Here is a 15,571-nt window from a genome sequence, read left to right as displayed (position 1 = left end):
CCGGAGCCGAACGGCTGGTTTACTGCGGGTTGTCTTTAACAAATAAGATCGACGCCCAATTGTTTCTGGTCAGACGGGATTGCGGCCTCAGACCCGACTCACTGGCTTTCTGCTCAATATCCGGGGCGTCGAATTCGTAAAAGCCGCTGACCAACAGAACCGCGTCGGGGGCCATCCGTTGCACGTAGGCCGGAATATCCTGCAGCAGCACGTTCCGGTTGATGTTGGCCAGCACAATGTCGAACCGCTCTTCCGGGCTGACCGCGTCGATCATTCCCTGAAACACTTCGATTTGCGGACAGCCGTTCAGCCCGGCGTTTTCGCGGGCATTTTCGACGGCCCAGTCCTCCACATCGAACGCCACCAGCCGACGGGCGCCCTGCAGGGCCGACAGAATCGCCAGAATGCCCGTTCCTGAGCCGACATCGAGGACCGCTTTTCCGGCCGTCTCCAGCCCAAGCTGGTGTTCGAGCATCATGGCCGTGGTCTCGTGGTGCCCGGTGCCGAACGACATTTTTGGGTTGATGACGATATCGTAGTCAAACCGTGGGTCCGGCTCGTGGAAAGAGGCCCGGACGCGGGCGGTTCGGGAGGTGCCAGTGACCTCAATCGGCTGGTAGCTCCGCTCCCATTCTTCGTTCCAGTTCCTTTTTTCTAACGAAGCGACCTTATAGGCTATTGCCGTCTGACCGGCGTATTTGTCGATGACTTCCTGCAGCGCATCCGACTGGAAATCAGCTTCGGGGATGTAGGCGGTCAAGCCCTCGTCGGTTTCGACAAACGAGTCAAAACCCAGCTCAGCCAGCTCGGCGGTGAGAATGTCGGCATAGTCAGGCGCGACAGTTACTTGTACTTCCGTATAATTCATCATCAAATAAAACAAAAAAGGGCAAGCGGAGTGCCTGCCTGGAAAATGGTTTGAAGGTTAAAGGTTGAAGGTTGAACGCGATTCGCTGCATGATGGCTCTGTTTCACCCCGTACCGGTTAGTGGAGCAACCTCAGCATGGCCGCGTTAAACCTTAGACCTTAAACTTTCAACTTTAAACCTTAAACGTTCAACCTTCAACGTTAAACCCCAACCCAGCGATATACGGCTTCCAGAAGGGTAGATCGTATTTGAACCAGGCGTGTACGCCCATGGGCAGTTGGCCGCCGTTGATTTCTACGCTGCGGGCGGGTTCCATCTCCATCGCAAAGGCCAGCGCTTCTTTGGGCCGCGGCAGATTCATCAGGCCCCGGAACGGAATCAGACGCGGGAAATGCAGTGAGAAAAAGTGGTCTTCGTTGCCGGGCCAGTCCTTCCGGAAGCGGTGGTAAGCCTTCAGAAGCCGGATGCAGGCCGAGAGCCGCCGGAGCGACAGGCCGCCGTTCAGAATCGGCCATTGCAGGTAGGGCGACAGCTTTTCGCGCAGCGTCCGGTCGCCGGTGATGCGGGGGCCAATATCGCCGAATTGGGGCGCACCGACGTAATCGTACCCTCTGGCCGTCCACTGGTCAAGGTCGTCGCGGAACACGAAGGCATCGGTCTGACAGATCAGCATCCATTCGTGTTCGGCAAAAGCTTCGTAGAAAAATTCGGAGCAGAGGAGCCGGTTGTAGCCGCTGATGCCCGTAAAGTATTCGTTCGGAAAGGATTTGACGCGCAGATTCGGAAACTGCCTGAGCAGCGGCGAAACGTCCAGATGCTCCGGTTTGACCAGATACACAGGCCGGTTGGCAAACACCCGCACGCACTGCTGGAGCGAAACCTGCTCAAAGGGCGTCAGAGACAGGGTATAAACCGGAACGACAACGGCGGTGGAATTCATAGCGTTTTAGTTTTCCAGCAAATCCCCGAGTACCGTATGCAGCCAGTAGCCGTTGAAACGCCGGTAATTTCCCGAGCTGTATTCGCGCAGGACGGGCAGAATCCGGCGGTGGTGGAAGGGCGACAGATTAGCCCGGAACCAAAGATGATCGCGCTTCTGCGCCAGCAGCTGCAGCTTTTCCTTCGGCGTATCCGGACGGCTGTCGAGCAGTTCGTACAGTTGTTTGAAGCGGTCGTACTCCAGCTGGATAAAGTGCAGCTTTTCTTCGCGGCCGCGCATTAGCCGGTCCACCAGCGTCACCTTCTTGCGGGGCGCTTTGAAGCCGACCTGCTGGTGTTCGTGCTGCCGGTAGCTGATCAGCTGCTCGTTCGTGAAGTCGATTTTGTCTTCCAGCGCCAGAATCAGCGAAATCCAGCCGTCGTGAATCAGGTATTTGATATGCGTCGGAAAGGGCAGCACCCGTTCCAGCACGGAGCGGCGGATAGCCATCGTCGCGCCCGTCACTACATAGCCGTAATACAAAATGTCGTAAGCCTTTCCGGAGCGCCAGCGGGCCTGCTGCTCGGGCGTGAACTGGATTTCGTCGAAGATCGTCCGGCCGACTGGGTTCGACTGGCCGTCGATGAGGGTAGCGTTCGAGAAAAACCCGTCTTTATCGGGATTATCGAGGAAGAACTGCTGCGTTGCGGAGAGGCGGTCCCGGCGCCATGCGTCGTCCTGGTCGGCAAACACAAGAATATCGCCCGTGCAGTGGACGGCCGCTTTTTCGAAATTTTTTGTTGAGCCCAGGTTCGACTCGTTGATCAGGATTCGCACCGGGAAAGGCACTCGTTCGGCAAACTGCCGGAGAATCGTTGTGGTATTGTCTTTTGAAACATCGTCCACAACGACCAGTTCGTCCGGCAAATGGTCCTGCGCGGCAATGCTGTCCAACTGTTCCTGCAGATAGCGTTCGCCGTTGTACGTACACATTGCCACCGAAATGGACAATCGAGTCATAGATTCTGAATTTATTTTGTCACCGAACTGCAAATAAATGGTAATCTTCAAACAGATCGATGAAAAACAACAAAAACAGACTGTATAGCCTGTTTTTGCATTATACCAATAGATAGTTCGGTTACAGAACGGCCTCTGCCAGTACGAGTACTTTATTGTTCAGCACTTCCACAACGCCGCCATCGACGGTGAAGCTTTGCGTTCCGGTGGCCGTCACCACCGTAACCGGGCCGCGAGCCAGCGTGCTGACCATCGGGGCGTGGCTATTCAACACCTGAAACTGCCCTTCGCTGCCGGGAAACGTCACTGAAGAAGCTTCTCCGGTAAACACCTTGCGATCGGGCGTGATGATTTCGAGTTGCATGGTTTTAAAAAGGTATGAGGTATGAGGTATAAAGGATGAGGTTACGGGCAGCAGTGCCACCTCCTACTTCATACCTTATCCCTCATACCTGCTTATTTTGCGGATTCTTTCATCAGACGCTCGCCTTTGGCAGCGGCATCTTCAATCGTACCGACGAGGTTGAAGGCTGACTCGGGCAGGTGGTCCCACTTGCCGTCGATGATTTCGTTGAAGCCCTTGATGGTGTCTTCAATCGGAACCAGTACGCCTTTCAGACCCGTAAACTGCTCGGCTACGTGGAACGGCTGCGACAGGAAGCGCTGTACGCGGCGGGCCCGGTGTACAACCTGCTTGTCTTCTTCCGACAGTTCTTCCATCCCGAGGATGGCGATGATGTCCTGAAGTTCTTTGTACCGCTGCAGGATCTCCTTCACGCGCTGCGCCGTGTTGTAGTGCGCATCGCCGAGGATTTCGGCGGTCAGAATCCGGGAAGTTGAGTCCAGCGGGTCCACGGCCGGGTAGATACCCAGCTCGGCGATTTTCCGGCTCAATACGGTCGTGGCGTCAAGGTGAGCAAAGGTCGTCGCCGGAGCGGGGTCGGTCAAGTCATCGGCAGGTACGTAAACGGCCTGTACCGAGGTGATCGAACCGCGCTTGGTCGAGGTGATACGCTCCTGCATGGCACCCATCTCGGTTGCCAGCGTGGGCTGGTATCCTACGGCCGACGGCATCCGGCCCAGCAGAGCGGATACTTCCGAACCTGCCTGCGTAAAGCGGAAGATGTTGTCGATAAAGAACAGGATGTCGCGGCCCTGGCCCGTACCGTCGCCGTCACGGAAGTGCTCGGCGATCGTCAGACCCGACAGGGCAACCCGGGCACGGGCGCCGGGAGGCTCGTTCATCTGGCCGAAGATAAAGGTGGCCTGGCTTTCTTTCAGCGTCTCGGCGTCTACCTGCGAAAGGTCCCAGCCGCCTTCTTCCATCGAATGCTTGAAGTTGTCCCCGTACTTGATGATACCGGCTTCAATCATTTCGCGCAGCAGGTCATTTCCTTCGCGGGTACGCTCGCCGACACCGGCGAACACCGACAGACCTGCGTATGCTTTGGCGATATTGTTGATCAGTTCCTGAATCAAAACCGTCTTTCCTACACCGGCACCACCGAACAGACCGATTTTACCGCCTTTCGCGTAGGGCTCCAGCAGGTCAATCACTTTGATCCCCGTGAACAGAACCTCCGTCGACGTGGCGAGGTCTTCGAACTTCGGGGCCGCGCGGTGAATGGACATGCCGCCTTCGCTCTTGGGCTGGGGAATTCCATCGATGGCTTGACCAACGACATTAAAAAGACGGCCGCGGATTCCGTCGCCGGTCGGCATCGTAATTTGCGTACCAAGGTGAACGACGGTGCTTCCCCGCTCCAGACCTTCCGTCGAATCCATGGCAATGGTCCGGACGCGGTCTTCGCCGAGGTGCTGCTGACATTCGAGGATTACTTTCTGGCCGTTGGCTTTGGTGACTTCCAGAGCGTCGAGAATCGCCGGCAGCCGCGACCCTTCACCCTCGAAGCTCACGTCAACAACCGGACCGATTACCTGCGTAACCTTGCCCGTATTCGTTGCTGTTGCAGTTGTCATGCTATGAAGTAGGAAAAATTGGATAAGCGTAGTTAATGCGACCGCAAAATTAGAGTATAATTTGCTTAAACCCAAGTTGATTCTAAACCTATTTTCAGCAAAAAGCCGACCGAAACGTTTTTATTCCAATTAGTTTGCTAAAAAACCGTCATTTCCCTGATTGTTACCGGATTGCACAAAAACAAGTCTGGACCGGAATCTGGCCGATTAACGGATTTACCCGGATGGGCCGGTGGGCCTTCCCGGAGTTTGGATGGGCGGCTGATTATTTTAGCGGATTTATTTGCAAAAAATTACGGTTCCTCCGTTAATCTAATAGCCTCCGGTCGGGCTTTGAATCGGTACGTTCGTGTTCGGGGTGCCGTCATCCTCAATCGGTTAATCTGTCTAATCCAAGTTCAGGACAATGTTTTTCTGGAATAAATGGTCTCTGGCCCACCGGGTTTCGCTCGGCGTGGGATTTCTGATCCTTCTGACGGTGCTGGCGGGCTTCTGCACGGCCTGGTATCTCGGCCTGCACAATGTGGTCCGCTGGGACGTCCTCAGCGAACTTTCGGACATTCCGGCCACGCTGGCCCGCTTTACGGATGGTCTCTTCGACTTTCCCATCCAGGGCAAGGCCTATATCGTCACCGAACAGTACGTCGCCTCGGCGATGGAACCCAATGTGCTGGCAGCCCGGCTGGCGGCGCTGGGCATCTGCCTGGGGCTGGCCTTTATCCATGCGGCCATCACCCGCCTGAACCGCTGGCAGTACCTCGTGGCCTTCGGGCTGCTGATTGTTCAGCTGGCGACATTCCGGCTCGAAGCGCTGGCGCTGCCCGGCATGCTGAGTACGGCGCTGGGCGGGCGGCTGCCGTTTGTGATGCTGGTGCTGCTGTTCGGCGCGGTCAGTTATTATTTTCATGCCTTCCGGACGGACGCGCCGCTGCCGCTGCGGCTGGCGGTTTTTCTGGCCCTGATCCTGATTATCTGGGTGCTCGTAACCCGCTCCTCGGGTGTATCGGTGCCCGCTCTGGCGTTTGTCAGCTACGCCATGCCGGGTCTGCTGCTGCTGACGGTCGGCTTTCTGTTCCTTATTTCGACGGAAATCATCGCGGGACTGGTGTACATCACCTCCGTGGCACGCGCCACCTCCCGTCCGCTGGGTCTGAACAATTTTCTGGTCATTGCCGGGCTGTATCTGGTCAACCTGCTGCTGGTCTGGCTCAGCAATACCAAAGCCATCGCCTGGACGCCCATCCTCGTCAGCCCCTTCGTGCTGTATCTGGTTTCGCTGGGGCTGGGCTTCTGGGGCTTCCGGCAGCAGCTGAAACAAAGCGAAAGCGGCGTCAGCTACCGCGAAACGGGCGCCTTTCTGTATCTGGGCCTGGGTATGCTGGCTACCATTACCGTCGCTTACGCCTTTGCGTCGGCCAACGACCCGATGATTGAAGCGCTGGAAGACTCGATTATCTACATCTTTTTCGGCATGGGGGTTGTCTTTACGGCCTACATCGTCGTGAACTTCTGGATGCCGTTCCGGCAGGCGCTGCCGGTCTACCGGGTGCTGTACAAACCCACCCGCTTTTCCCTGTTTCAGACGAGACTGGTGGCCGCAATCGGCATTCTGTGTCTGCTGTCAACCCAGCGATTTTTCCCGCTGACGCAGGCTGCGGCCGGGCATTTCAACAATCTTGGCGACCTGCACGTGGCGACGGGCGAATACCGCGTGGCCGAGCAGTACTACCAGCTGGGCGTTAAAACCGAGTTTCAAAACCATAAATCCAACTACGCGCTGGCGTCGCTGGCGATGGTCCAGAACGATCAGGTAGCGGCGGCGGGCTATTACCGGCAGGCATTGCTGAAACAGCCGAGCGCCCAGGCTTTCGTGGGTCTGAGTGCGACCTACCTGCAGACGAACCTGTTTTTTGAGGCCGTCAAAGCGCTTCAGCAGGGGCTGCAGGTTTTTCCGAAAAATGGCGAGCTGCAAAACAATCTGGGTTATCTCTACGCCAGAACGAGCGTGGCCGATTCGGCATACTACTACCTGGCCGCCGCGGCGGGCAACGTGAGCCGCGACGATGTGCCGCAGACCAACCTGCTCTCGCTCTGGATTCGCAATCCGAATCTGCTGTCGCTCGACTCCCTGGCCGGCGCTACCGACGACCGGAGCTATCAGTCCTACCGGGCCAACCGGGCAGCCCTGAGTCTGCTCCGTCGCCCGGCCACCGACAGCCTGGCCCCGATGCCGCATCCCGACTGGGTGGACGCCCCCGACGACAGCGCCGGCCTGAGCGCCGGGAAATTTGCGGAGGCGTACAACTACGCGCTGCTGAACCGCAAACCCGACCCGTCTTTTCTGACCCGGCTCAAACTCGTTGAACAGAACCCGGCGAATCAGGAACTGGTGGACGATCTGATGTTCGCCCGCGCCGTGGCTAATTATTATACCGGCGACCAGAAAACGGCTTTTGAACTGACGACCCAGCTGGCGCAGGACAACACCCGCAACGGCGAGGCTTTTCAGTCGGTGACGGGTCTGTGGATGATGGAGCAGGGTCTGTACCGCAAAGCGGCCGATGTTTTTGAATTGAATACCGATACGCTTTCGGCGTACTACCGCGCGCTGGCCTTCACCAAGGCGGGCGATCCGGTGATGGCCCAGCCCCTCTGGGAAACGGCCGGGCAGAACGACGCCGGTGTCCGCGCCCTGGCCGATGTGCTCTACAACCGGAAAGAGCCGTCCAACGACATCGAACGGGCTTTTGCGTTGCTCTATGGTCAAATCCCGCCGGAGCAGGCGCAGGCCCTTGTGTCCGGAATCAAAGACCCGAACCTGCGGACCATTGCCGCCGCCGGGATGAGCCGCCGCTACGCCGCCGGGAACCAGTTGCCGGAGGCGGAACGGTGGTACGAACAGATTCCCGAGTTTGCCAACCTGAACGCCTATGCGGGTTCGCTGATTACCGTCACCTACATGCGGCTGCAGCTGCTGCGGGGCCGTTCAGACCAGACGATGGAAGCCGCCCGGCAGACCGTTGTCCCGGCGCTGCAGGCGGAAAAGGATTTTCTGCTTGGCCGGGCGTACGAAACCAAAAAGCAGGCCGCCCAGGCCCGGCAGCAGTACACGGCCTCGCTCAGACGGGCGCCCTTCCGGGCCGAAACGACCGCGGCGGCGGCGGCTCTTGAGCGGAAGCTGAAACAGCCGGAGAAAGCCTACAACCTCGTGCTGAATGCGATGGCCGTAAACGAGCAGAATCCGGACCTCCAGAAACTGTACATTGATCTGTGCCTCGATCTCAGTCTTTTCGAGTATGCGGAGGACGCCCTTCCCCGCCTGCAGGGCACATCCCCACCCGCCGATTATCAGGCGTTTCTGACCCATTATCAGGCCCGTCGTGCGTTGATTGAAAAACAGCGGCAGACGTTTTAATAAATCCGCTATGTTTGGTAGCTTGCTGAAAACAAAACCCTGCCAACCATGGAAACGAAACTGCACTGGATGAAGGAAGCCTTCAGCCGGGAAGTAGTGCTGATGGACGGCGATCATATCGTCGGACGGATGCACCGGGAACTGTTACACCGTGATGTAGATGCCGAGCTCAACAACATTCGCCTGCATTTCGACGTGCAGGGATTTCTGTTGCACAAAGTAGCCGTCAGTCAGAAAACCGAAACCGGCGAGCGACTCATCGGCCATATCGAATTCAACTGGAATAAATCTGCCGAGCTTCGGTTAACGACTGGAGAATGCTACCTCTGGAAGCGGCAGAACGTGCTGATGTATGAGTGGAGCCTGATTTCGGAAAACGACCAGCAGGAAGTGATTCATTATGACCGCACCCGGGCATTTTTTGGTGATGAAGGCGAAATTGAACTGCTCAAATCGTCGCCCAACGCCGAAGTGCTGATTCTGACAGGACTTTTTGTTCGTAATTATTTCTTAAGAAGACGCAAAATCGCCTCCGCAGGCTAAAAACAAATGAGCGAATGGTGAATGAGTGAATGAGCGAACAGCTTCGCCTCAATGCAGGAAATGGCGAAGCTATTCGCTCATTCACTCATTCACCATTCACAATTCAAGGATATGAACATCATTGAAACGCACAATATCTCCAAACGGTACATCATGGGCAGCGAGGTGATCGAGGCCCTGAAATCGGTGACCATCTCGGTAAACAAAGGAGAGTACGTGGCCTTTATGGGGCCTTCCGGTTCAGGAAAATCAACGCTGATGAACATCGTCGGCTGCCTGGACACACCGACCGCCGGACGATACATCCTGAACGGTCAGGACGTCAGCGACATGAGCGAAAACGCGCTGGCCGAAGTGCGCAACAAGGAAATCGGCTTCGTGTTCCAGACCTTTAACCTGCTGCCCCGGCAGACCGCCCTCGAAAACGTGGCGCTGCCCCTCATCTACGCCGGGTACAGCAAAGCCGACCGCACCGAAAAAGCCATGCAGGCCCTGCGGAACGTGGGGCTCGAAAACCGGGCGCACCACCGCCCCAACGAGTTGTCCGGGGGCCAGCGGCAGCGCGTCGCCGTCGCCCGTGCGCTGGTCAACGACCCCAGTATCCTGCTGGCCGACGAACCGACCGGGAACCTGGACACGAAGACTTCCTACGAAATCATGGACCTCTTCGACCAGATTCACAGCAAGGGCAACACGATCATCATGGTGACGCACGAAGAAGACATTGCCCAGTATGCGCACCGCATTGTGCGGCTGCGCGACGGGCTGGTAGAATCGGACATCGTGAACACCAACATCCGAAAGGCCCTGAAAGTAACGGAAGAGGCGCATTGAAAGCCGCCCGACGGGCAACATAGCCCCACGGGTTTAGCCTGGGGCTCGGGGTGATTTCCCCGTTGCCCCCGCAATGGCTTTAGCCATTTATTGAGAAAGGCTGAAGCCATTGCAATCAAACGATCCACTCCTTCCGGTTCCCCAGACGAAAGCCGTGGGGCTATTTTTTATGAAACTGCTGGTTCTTCTGCTCTTCTTTGCCTTTTGCTGCACGACCAGCCCCTACGCTGATTCTTCCCGAATGTCCGCTCACAAATACACCTTTCTCTCTCTTGGCGATTCGTACACCATCGGCGAAAGCGTTCCCGAAGCCGACCGCTGGAGCGTCCAGCTCGCCGGCATGCTGCGCAAGGACGGCTTCGACATCGCCAACCCGGACATCATCGCCCGTACCGGCTGGACGACCGACGAACTGCAGGAGGCCATCAAAGCCGCCAATAACCAGAAAACGTACCGCCTCGTCTCGCTGCTGATCGGCGTCAACAACCAGTACCGGGGACAAAGTCTGGAGAAATACCGGAAGGAATTTACGGAACTGATGCAAACCGCTACCCGATTTGCCGGTGGCCACAAAGACCGGGTCATCGTGCTTTCGATTCCCGACTGGGGCCAGTCGCCGTTTGCCGCCAACCGCGACCGTTCAAAAATCGCCCGGGAAATTGACGCGTTCAACGCGGTGGCGCAGGAAGAATGCCGGAAAGCGGGAATTGCCTTTGTCGATATAACTCCGCTCACCCGCGCTGCCGCAGGCGACCCCACTCAGTTTGCCAACGACGGCCTCCATTATTCCGGCAAGCAGCACCGGTTGTGGGCGGAAAAAGTAAAGGAAGAAATCAGAAAATGAGTCGTAAGTCGTAAGTGGCTCCGCTGAGTGTAGATAGAGCGGAGCTACTCACGACTTATTATGACTTACGACTTTGTTTTTTACTGCTCCTCCTCCCCGGCTTTTTCCTTGGGGCGCTCATAGACGACTTTGCCTTTTTCGTCCCATTCGCTGAGCAGCAGCGGTTCGGACTCTTCTTCCCAGCGGTCGCGGCCGTATTGGACCACGCGCTTGCGCATGCGGCGGGTGCCGGGATAGTATTCCGTCCAGCGGCCCACTTTGACGCCGGTATCGTAGCGGCCTTCGGCGGCCAGCGCGCCGGTTTCGTAGAAGGCCAGATAAGTGCCGTGGATTTTGCCGTACTCTTTCGGAAGAACTTCTTTAATCTTCGTGTGGGCCGAGTCGTAGTACGTTATCTGCGATTCAGCCGGGAATCCGTGGTGGTATTTTATTTTATCGAGCAGCTGAAAATTGGCGTCGTAACGCTCCCAGCGACCGTCTTTGGCCCCAACGTAGTAAAAACCCTCCTCGACCAGGTTGCCGTTCTGATAACGTTTATAGGGACCGTGCAGAATCAGCGCCTTGTCTTTGTCCTTGATGGCGGCATACTTCACGCGCTGCTCTTTTGGGTCGAACCAGTACGTTTCCCGGACATACGGGCTCGGCTGGCGGTACTGTTTCAGCACGGTAAATTTCTCGATGACGGTTTTATCACCGCTGCCGTATTTCGTGTAGGCTTCGGCAATGGGGATGCCTTCGTATTCGGTCCAGACCAGCTTGATTTTTTTCTTTTTTTCCGAACGGTCTTTCCGGGCTTTCTGCAGCTTCAGGCCCAGATCGGGCAGGTCTTCGGTCACCAGCCCTTCCACCCGTTTTGCTTCGGCCTTCGTATTGTCTACCGTGTTCTGCACGCCCAGCATCTTCCCGACCGTTTCCAGGGCGTTCTGTTTTTTAGCCTCCGGAATGGCGTTCGGACGCTCGGCGGTTGTCAGCGACGAAGGCGACGTGGTAGCGGGCTGCGTCTGACAAAAGGCGCAGTGAGTTAGTATTAACAGGATATTAATCAGACCAATTCGACTCATAAGGCAATGAAAGACGCCGGCAGTTTGTTACCTTTGCAACGGACAGACGGCCGCTTTTATTTCACATAAAACCGTGCCGTACTTCCTCAAAATTAACTCATTGTGGAAAAAGAAGCGAAAATTTACGTTGCCGGCCACCGGGGCATGGTGGGTTCGGCCCTCGTCCGGAAACTTGAATCGGAGGGATACACCAACATCGTAACGCGCACATCCAAAGAACTTGACCTGCGGAACCAGGCGCTTGTTGAGGAATTTTTCGCGACCGAAAAGCCGGACTACGTCTTTCTGGCGGCGGCGAAAGTCGGCGGCATCGTGGCCAACAACACTTACCGGGCCGAGTTCCTGTACGACAACCTGCTCATCGAAGCGAACATCATCCACAGTGCCTACCGCAACGGGGTGAAAAAACTGCTGTTCCTGGGTTCGTCCTGCATCTACCCCAAGCTGGCTCCCCAGCCGCTAAAGGAAGAATACCTGCTGAGCGGCTTCCTGGAACCGACCAACGAACCGTACGCCATCGCCAAAATCACCGGCATCAAGCTGTGTGAGGCTTACCGCCAGCAATACGGCGCGAACTTTATCTCGGCCATGCCGACCAACCTGTACGGTCCGAATGACAACTACGACCTGCAGGGCTCCCACGTGCTGCCCGCCCTGATCCGGAAGTTCCACGAGGCGAAGGTCAACAGCCAGCCGACCGTCGAGGTCTGGGGCACGGGTTCTCCCCGCCGCGAATTCCTGCATGCCGACGATCTGGCCGACGCCTGTTTCTTCCTGATGGAAAATTACAACGACGAACTGTTCGTCAACATCGGAACGGGCGAAGACGTCACGATCAGGGAACTCGTCGAACTGGTCAGCCAGACGGTTGGCTACGAAGGGGAAGTCCGCTGGAACACCGACAAACCGGACGGCACCCCGCGCAAACTGATGGATGTGTCGCGCCTCCATAACATGGGCTGGAAGCACACCACCGACCTCAAAGAAGGCATCGAACGGACCTACCAGGATTTCCTGGCGAACGTGGAACTCTACGTAGAGTAATTAAGAGTTAAGAATTAAAAGTGAAAAGTAGCTTCGCTAATTCAGCTTTTGGAATTAGCGAAGCTACTTTTCACTTTTAATTCTTAACTCTTAACTGATTTTTTTGGCAGGGTTGCCAAAAACCGTGGCGTTGGCTTCTACATTCTCGACCACGACGGACCCGGCTCCTATGCGGGCTCCTTTCCCGATGGTGACTCCGGCGATGACCGTTACGCCGGTTCCGATAAAAACGTCATTTTCAACCGTTACGCCGCTGTTGATGTAGCTGCCCGTCCCGACGTGGACGAAGTCGCCGAGCGTCGCCTGCGCATCGACGACGGCCCCCGACTGGATGATGCAGTGCTGCCCGACGGTCGCAAACGCGTTGATGACGGCGTTGGCGGCGACCAGATTGCCGTGACCGATGGATGCCGAAGCGGCGATGACGGCCCGGTCATGGATGGCATTGACGGGCTGCACCTTCCGGCGGTCGTTCAGCAGTTTAACCAGCCGCTTCCGCACGCGCATGTCGCCGATGGCCACGCAGGCCTCGCATTTCTGGCCGATCAGCTTCAGAAAGCCGTCGTCGTCGGTTTCGCCCAGCACGCTGACATCACCAAACTCCTTGCCGTGCAGCTCCTTCTGGTCGTCGAGCAGGCCATAGACCACGACATTGTTTCGCTGAAAAATATCGAGAGCGGTAACGCCGAGGTTTCCGGCGCCAAAGATGAGTACGGGGTTTTCCATGTTGCTGTTTTCTGAACCGGAATTACGCCGATTTATGGATTTACCGCGATTGTCTGATTGAGGCAGCGCATCATAGTAAATCCATAAATCCGTGTAATCCCGGTCCAAGATGATTTCATTGTTACCAAACCGATTTGCCGCCCCAAAAAGTTTGCAATACCATAATACCTCCGTAAAAACTGCCTAATAATCAGACAGTAATTTCGGGTATATGAAATATGGTACTCATTTTCGTACGATCGTTATTTCGGATGTACACCTGGGAACGGAAGGTTCTAAGGCAAAAGAAGTAACAGACTTTCTGAAATTCTACAGTTGTCAGAAATTAATCCTCAACGGGGATATCATCGACGGCTGGCAGTTGCGCCGCAGCGGCAAATGGAAAAAGAAGCACACCGCCTTTTTCCGGGCCGTCCTGAAGGCCATGGACAAGCACGATACGAAAGTGATCTACCTGCGCGGCAACCACGACGACTTTCTGGACAACATCATGCCGTTGAAGGTCGGGAAGTACTTTTCGGTTCGGAAAGATTACATCCTGACCTCCGGCACCCGGCGGTTCTACATCACCCACGGGGATGTGTTCGATACCGTCACGACGCATATGAAATGGCTGGCGTACCTGGGCGACATCGGCTACACCTTTCTTCTCTGGCTCAACAAAGTCTACAACGGCTACCGGTCCTGGCGCGGCCTGCCTTATTATTCCCTTTCGCAGAAGATCAAAGCCCGGGTAAAGAAGGCCGTCAGCTACATTTCCGATTTTGAGGAAAAGCTGACCGAACTGGCCAAAGCCCGCCAGTGCGACGGCGTCATCTGCGGCCACATTCACCAGCCCGCCATCCGGCAGTTCGGCAACCTGACGTATATGAATTCCGGTGACTGGGTGGAATCGCTCAGCGCCCTGGTCGAAGATCACGAAGGCAACTGGAGCCTGGTGTATTATTCGGGCGAACAAAACACGTCCGCAGACACGGCGGCGGAGAACGAACGGCCTTTGTACGCCCCGGCCCCGGAACGGCTAGTGGCGATAACGGGCCTGAAAAAGCCATGAAACGGTTTCTTTTCATCATCCAGGGCGAAGGCCGCGGCCACCTGACTCAGGCCCTTTCGCTGGCGCAGCTGCTGCGGGCGGCCGGGCACGAGGTCGCGGCGGTGCTGGTCGGTAGGTCGGGCGGTTCCGCGGCCCCGGACTTTTTCACGGAAGCGATTGACGCGCCGGTCGAGACCTTTTCAAGCCCCGGTCTGGTTTATCATCCCCGCACGCACGCCCTTGATCTGAAAGCCACCACCCGGCAGACCATCCGGCATCTGGGCAGCTATGCCCGCAGCATCCGCCAGATTCGCCGGGCCATCCGGACGCACCGGCCGGACGCCGTCATCAATTTTTACGATATTCTGGGCGGCCTGACGTTCGCGTGGTACCGACCCGCCGTTCCGCTGGTCTGCGTGGCGCACCAGTATCTGCTGGGGCATCCCCGGTTTCCACATCCGCAAGGCTGGCGGTTCGACCGCTGGCTGGTGGCTCTCAACTCCCGGCTGACGGCGCTGGGCGCGAAGCAGCGGCTGGCGCTCTCCTTTACGCCCCTGCCGGACAGACCGGGCCTGACCGTTGTACCGCCCCTGCTGCGGCAGGAGTTACTGACACGTAGGCAAGGAGGAATGCCATATCTGTCAGATACGGCATTCCTCCTTGCCTATGTATCGCAGGATGCCCTCGGCCAACAGCTTCTCGAAGAGCACCGCAAGCACCCGGAGGTGCCGATTCACCTGTTTAAAGGGGGAGTAAAAAAGGCCGTGGAGCCCGTCGATGCCACGCTTTCGCATCACCGCATCGACGGTACGGCGTTTCTGGACCAGATGGAACAGTGCCGAGCGGTCGTCACCACTGCCGGTTTTGAAGCGGTCTGCGAAGCCATGTATCTGGGCAAGCCGGTGCTGCTGACGCCCATGCCGAACCACTACGAACAGCGCTGCAATGCCCTCGATGCCGTACGGGCCGGGGCGGGTGTGGCGGACTTCGACCGGTTCAATCTCAAAAAGCTGCTCGACTATCTGCCCACCCACGACCAACGAGCCAACGAAGCCTTCCGGCACTGGCAAAGCCAGTTTCCGACCCTTTTCCTGAAAGCGCTCGACTCCGTCCTGCACCAGCCGGATTCCGTGGCCGACTTTTCAAAAAAGACCTCAGAACCAGCCGTTTCGTATCCGAGACTGGCCCTGCTCCGGCAAAAAATATCGCTTCGCTGAGCTATTTTTCATTGTTCATAATTCATTTCCCCCGCCAGCACCTCCAAAATTTTGGCTATCTTCGTC

The 15,571-nt window shown here is 56.7% G+C and carries 14 protein-coding genes; 7 read left to right on the top strand and 7 right to left on the bottom strand.

The annotated features are described in order from the left end of the window. Window positions 1-19 precede the first annotated feature (19 nt). The 5 genes from prmA to atpD all read right to left on the bottom strand — a co-directional run bounded on the left by prmA (window position 20) and on the right by atpD (window position 4,788). Window positions 20-868: a 50S ribosomal protein L11 methyltransferase gene (gene prmA, locus ORG26_RS12450; protein WP_266369403.1), complete on the bottom strand. Its 849-nt coding sequence runs from the start codon at window positions 866-868 to the stop codon at window positions 20-22. 188 nt (window positions 869-1,056) lie between these two features. Further along, a complete protein-coding gene (locus ORG26_RS12445; RefSeq protein ID WP_266362190.1) occupies window positions 1,057-1,809 on the bottom strand; it encodes a DUF5672 family protein in 753 nt (250 codons plus the stop codon). 6 nt (window positions 1,810-1,815) lie between these two features. Next, complete coding sequence (locus tag ORG26_RS12440; protein ID WP_266362188.1) at window positions 1,816-2,808, bottom strand: glycosyltransferase family 2 protein; 993 nt, start codon at window positions 2,806-2,808, stop codon at window positions 1,816-1,818. Window positions 2,809-2,929: 121 nt separating this feature from the next. Then, window positions 2,930-3,172 carry an ATP synthase F1 subunit epsilon gene (gene atpC / locus ORG26_RS12435; protein WP_266362186.1) on the bottom strand — a complete coding sequence of 81 codons (243 nt, stop codon included), beginning with the start codon at window positions 3,170-3,172 and terminating at the stop codon, window positions 2,930-2,932. Between the two features lie 92 nt (window positions 3,173-3,264). Further along, window positions 3,265-4,788 (bottom strand): F0F1 ATP synthase subunit beta, encoded by a 1,524-nt coding sequence (atpD, locus tag ORG26_RS12430; RefSeq protein ID WP_266362184.1) that lies wholly within the window; start codon window positions 4,786-4,788, stop codon window positions 3,265-3,267. A gap of 406 nt (window positions 4,789-5,194) precedes the next feature. On the opposite strand from atpD, the gene ORG26_RS12425 reads away from it, so the two are divergent. The 4 genes from ORG26_RS12425 to ORG26_RS12410 all read left to right on the top strand — a co-directional run bounded on the left by ORG26_RS12425 (window position 5,195) and on the right by ORG26_RS12410 (window position 10,424). Next, the gene (locus tag ORG26_RS12425) at window positions 5,195-8,203 is read left to right on the top strand and encodes a tetratricopeptide repeat protein (RefSeq protein WP_266362182.1); all 3,009 of its coding nucleotides are present in this window, start codon (window positions 5,195-5,197) and stop codon (window positions 8,201-8,203) included. Between the two features lie 48 nt (window positions 8,204-8,251). Continuing rightward, on the top strand, window positions 8,252-8,746 hold the full coding sequence (locus tag ORG26_RS12420) for a hypothetical protein (RefSeq protein WP_266362181.1): 495 nt from the start codon (window positions 8,252-8,254) through the stop codon (window positions 8,744-8,746). Between the two features lie 111 nt (window positions 8,747-8,857). After that, window positions 8,858-9,580 (top strand): ABC transporter ATP-binding protein, encoded by a 723-nt coding sequence (locus ORG26_RS12415; RefSeq protein WP_266362179.1) that lies wholly within the window; start codon window positions 8,858-8,860, stop codon window positions 9,578-9,580. A gap of 169 nt (window positions 9,581-9,749) precedes the next feature. Then, the gene (locus tag ORG26_RS12410; protein WP_266362177.1) at window positions 9,750-10,424 is read left to right on the top strand and encodes an SGNH/GDSL hydrolase family protein; all 675 of its coding nucleotides are present in this window, start codon (window positions 9,750-9,752) and stop codon (window positions 10,422-10,424) included. Window positions 10,425-10,504: 80 nt separating this feature from the next. Here the strand turns inward: ORG26_RS12410 and ORG26_RS12405 are convergent, their stop codons facing one another. Next, window positions 10,505-11,485, bottom strand: a complete 981-nt coding sequence (locus ORG26_RS12405) for a toxin-antitoxin system YwqK family antitoxin (RefSeq protein ID WP_266362175.1) — start codon at window positions 11,483-11,485, stop codon at window positions 10,505-10,507. Between the two features lie 102 nt (window positions 11,486-11,587). On the opposite strand from ORG26_RS12405, the gene fcl reads away from it, so the two are divergent. Further along, window positions 11,588-12,529: a GDP-L-fucose synthase gene (fcl, locus tag ORG26_RS12400; protein ID WP_323134246.1), complete on the top strand. Its 942-nt coding sequence runs from the start codon at window positions 11,588-11,590 to the stop codon at window positions 12,527-12,529. Window positions 12,530-12,619: 90 nt separating this feature from the next. Here fcl and ORG26_RS12395 read toward each other — a convergent pair whose 3' ends face one another. Beyond that, window positions 12,620-13,255 carry an acetyltransferase gene (locus ORG26_RS12395; RefSeq protein ID WP_266362173.1) on the bottom strand — a complete coding sequence of 212 codons (636 nt, stop codon included), beginning with the start codon at window positions 13,253-13,255 and terminating at the stop codon, window positions 12,620-12,622. 211 nt (window positions 13,256-13,466) lie between these two features. Between ORG26_RS12395 and ORG26_RS12390 the strand changes: the two genes are divergently transcribed. Together ORG26_RS12390 and ORG26_RS12385 are read left to right on the top strand one after the other, a co-directional pair. Next, complete coding sequence (locus ORG26_RS12390) at window positions 13,467-14,309, top strand: UDP-2,3-diacylglucosamine diphosphatase (protein WP_266362171.1); 843 nt, start codon at window positions 13,467-13,469, stop codon at window positions 14,307-14,309. After that, window positions 14,306-15,505, top strand: coding sequence for a glycosyltransferase family protein (locus ORG26_RS12385; RefSeq protein ID WP_266362169.1), 1,200 nt, complete (start codon window positions 14,306-14,308; stop codon window positions 15,503-15,505). Before ORG26_RS12390 ends, ORG26_RS12385 begins: the two co-directional genes overlap by 4 nt. Window positions 15,506-15,571 lie beyond the last annotated feature (66 nt).

The organism is Tellurirhabdus rosea (genome assembly GCF_026278345.1).
GTDB lineage: Bacteria > Bacteroidota > Bacteroidia > Cytophagales > Spirosomataceae > Tellurirhabdus > Tellurirhabdus rosea.
Note: the sequence above shows the minus strand (reverse complement) of the source record. Positions and strands in the feature narration are given on the sequence as shown.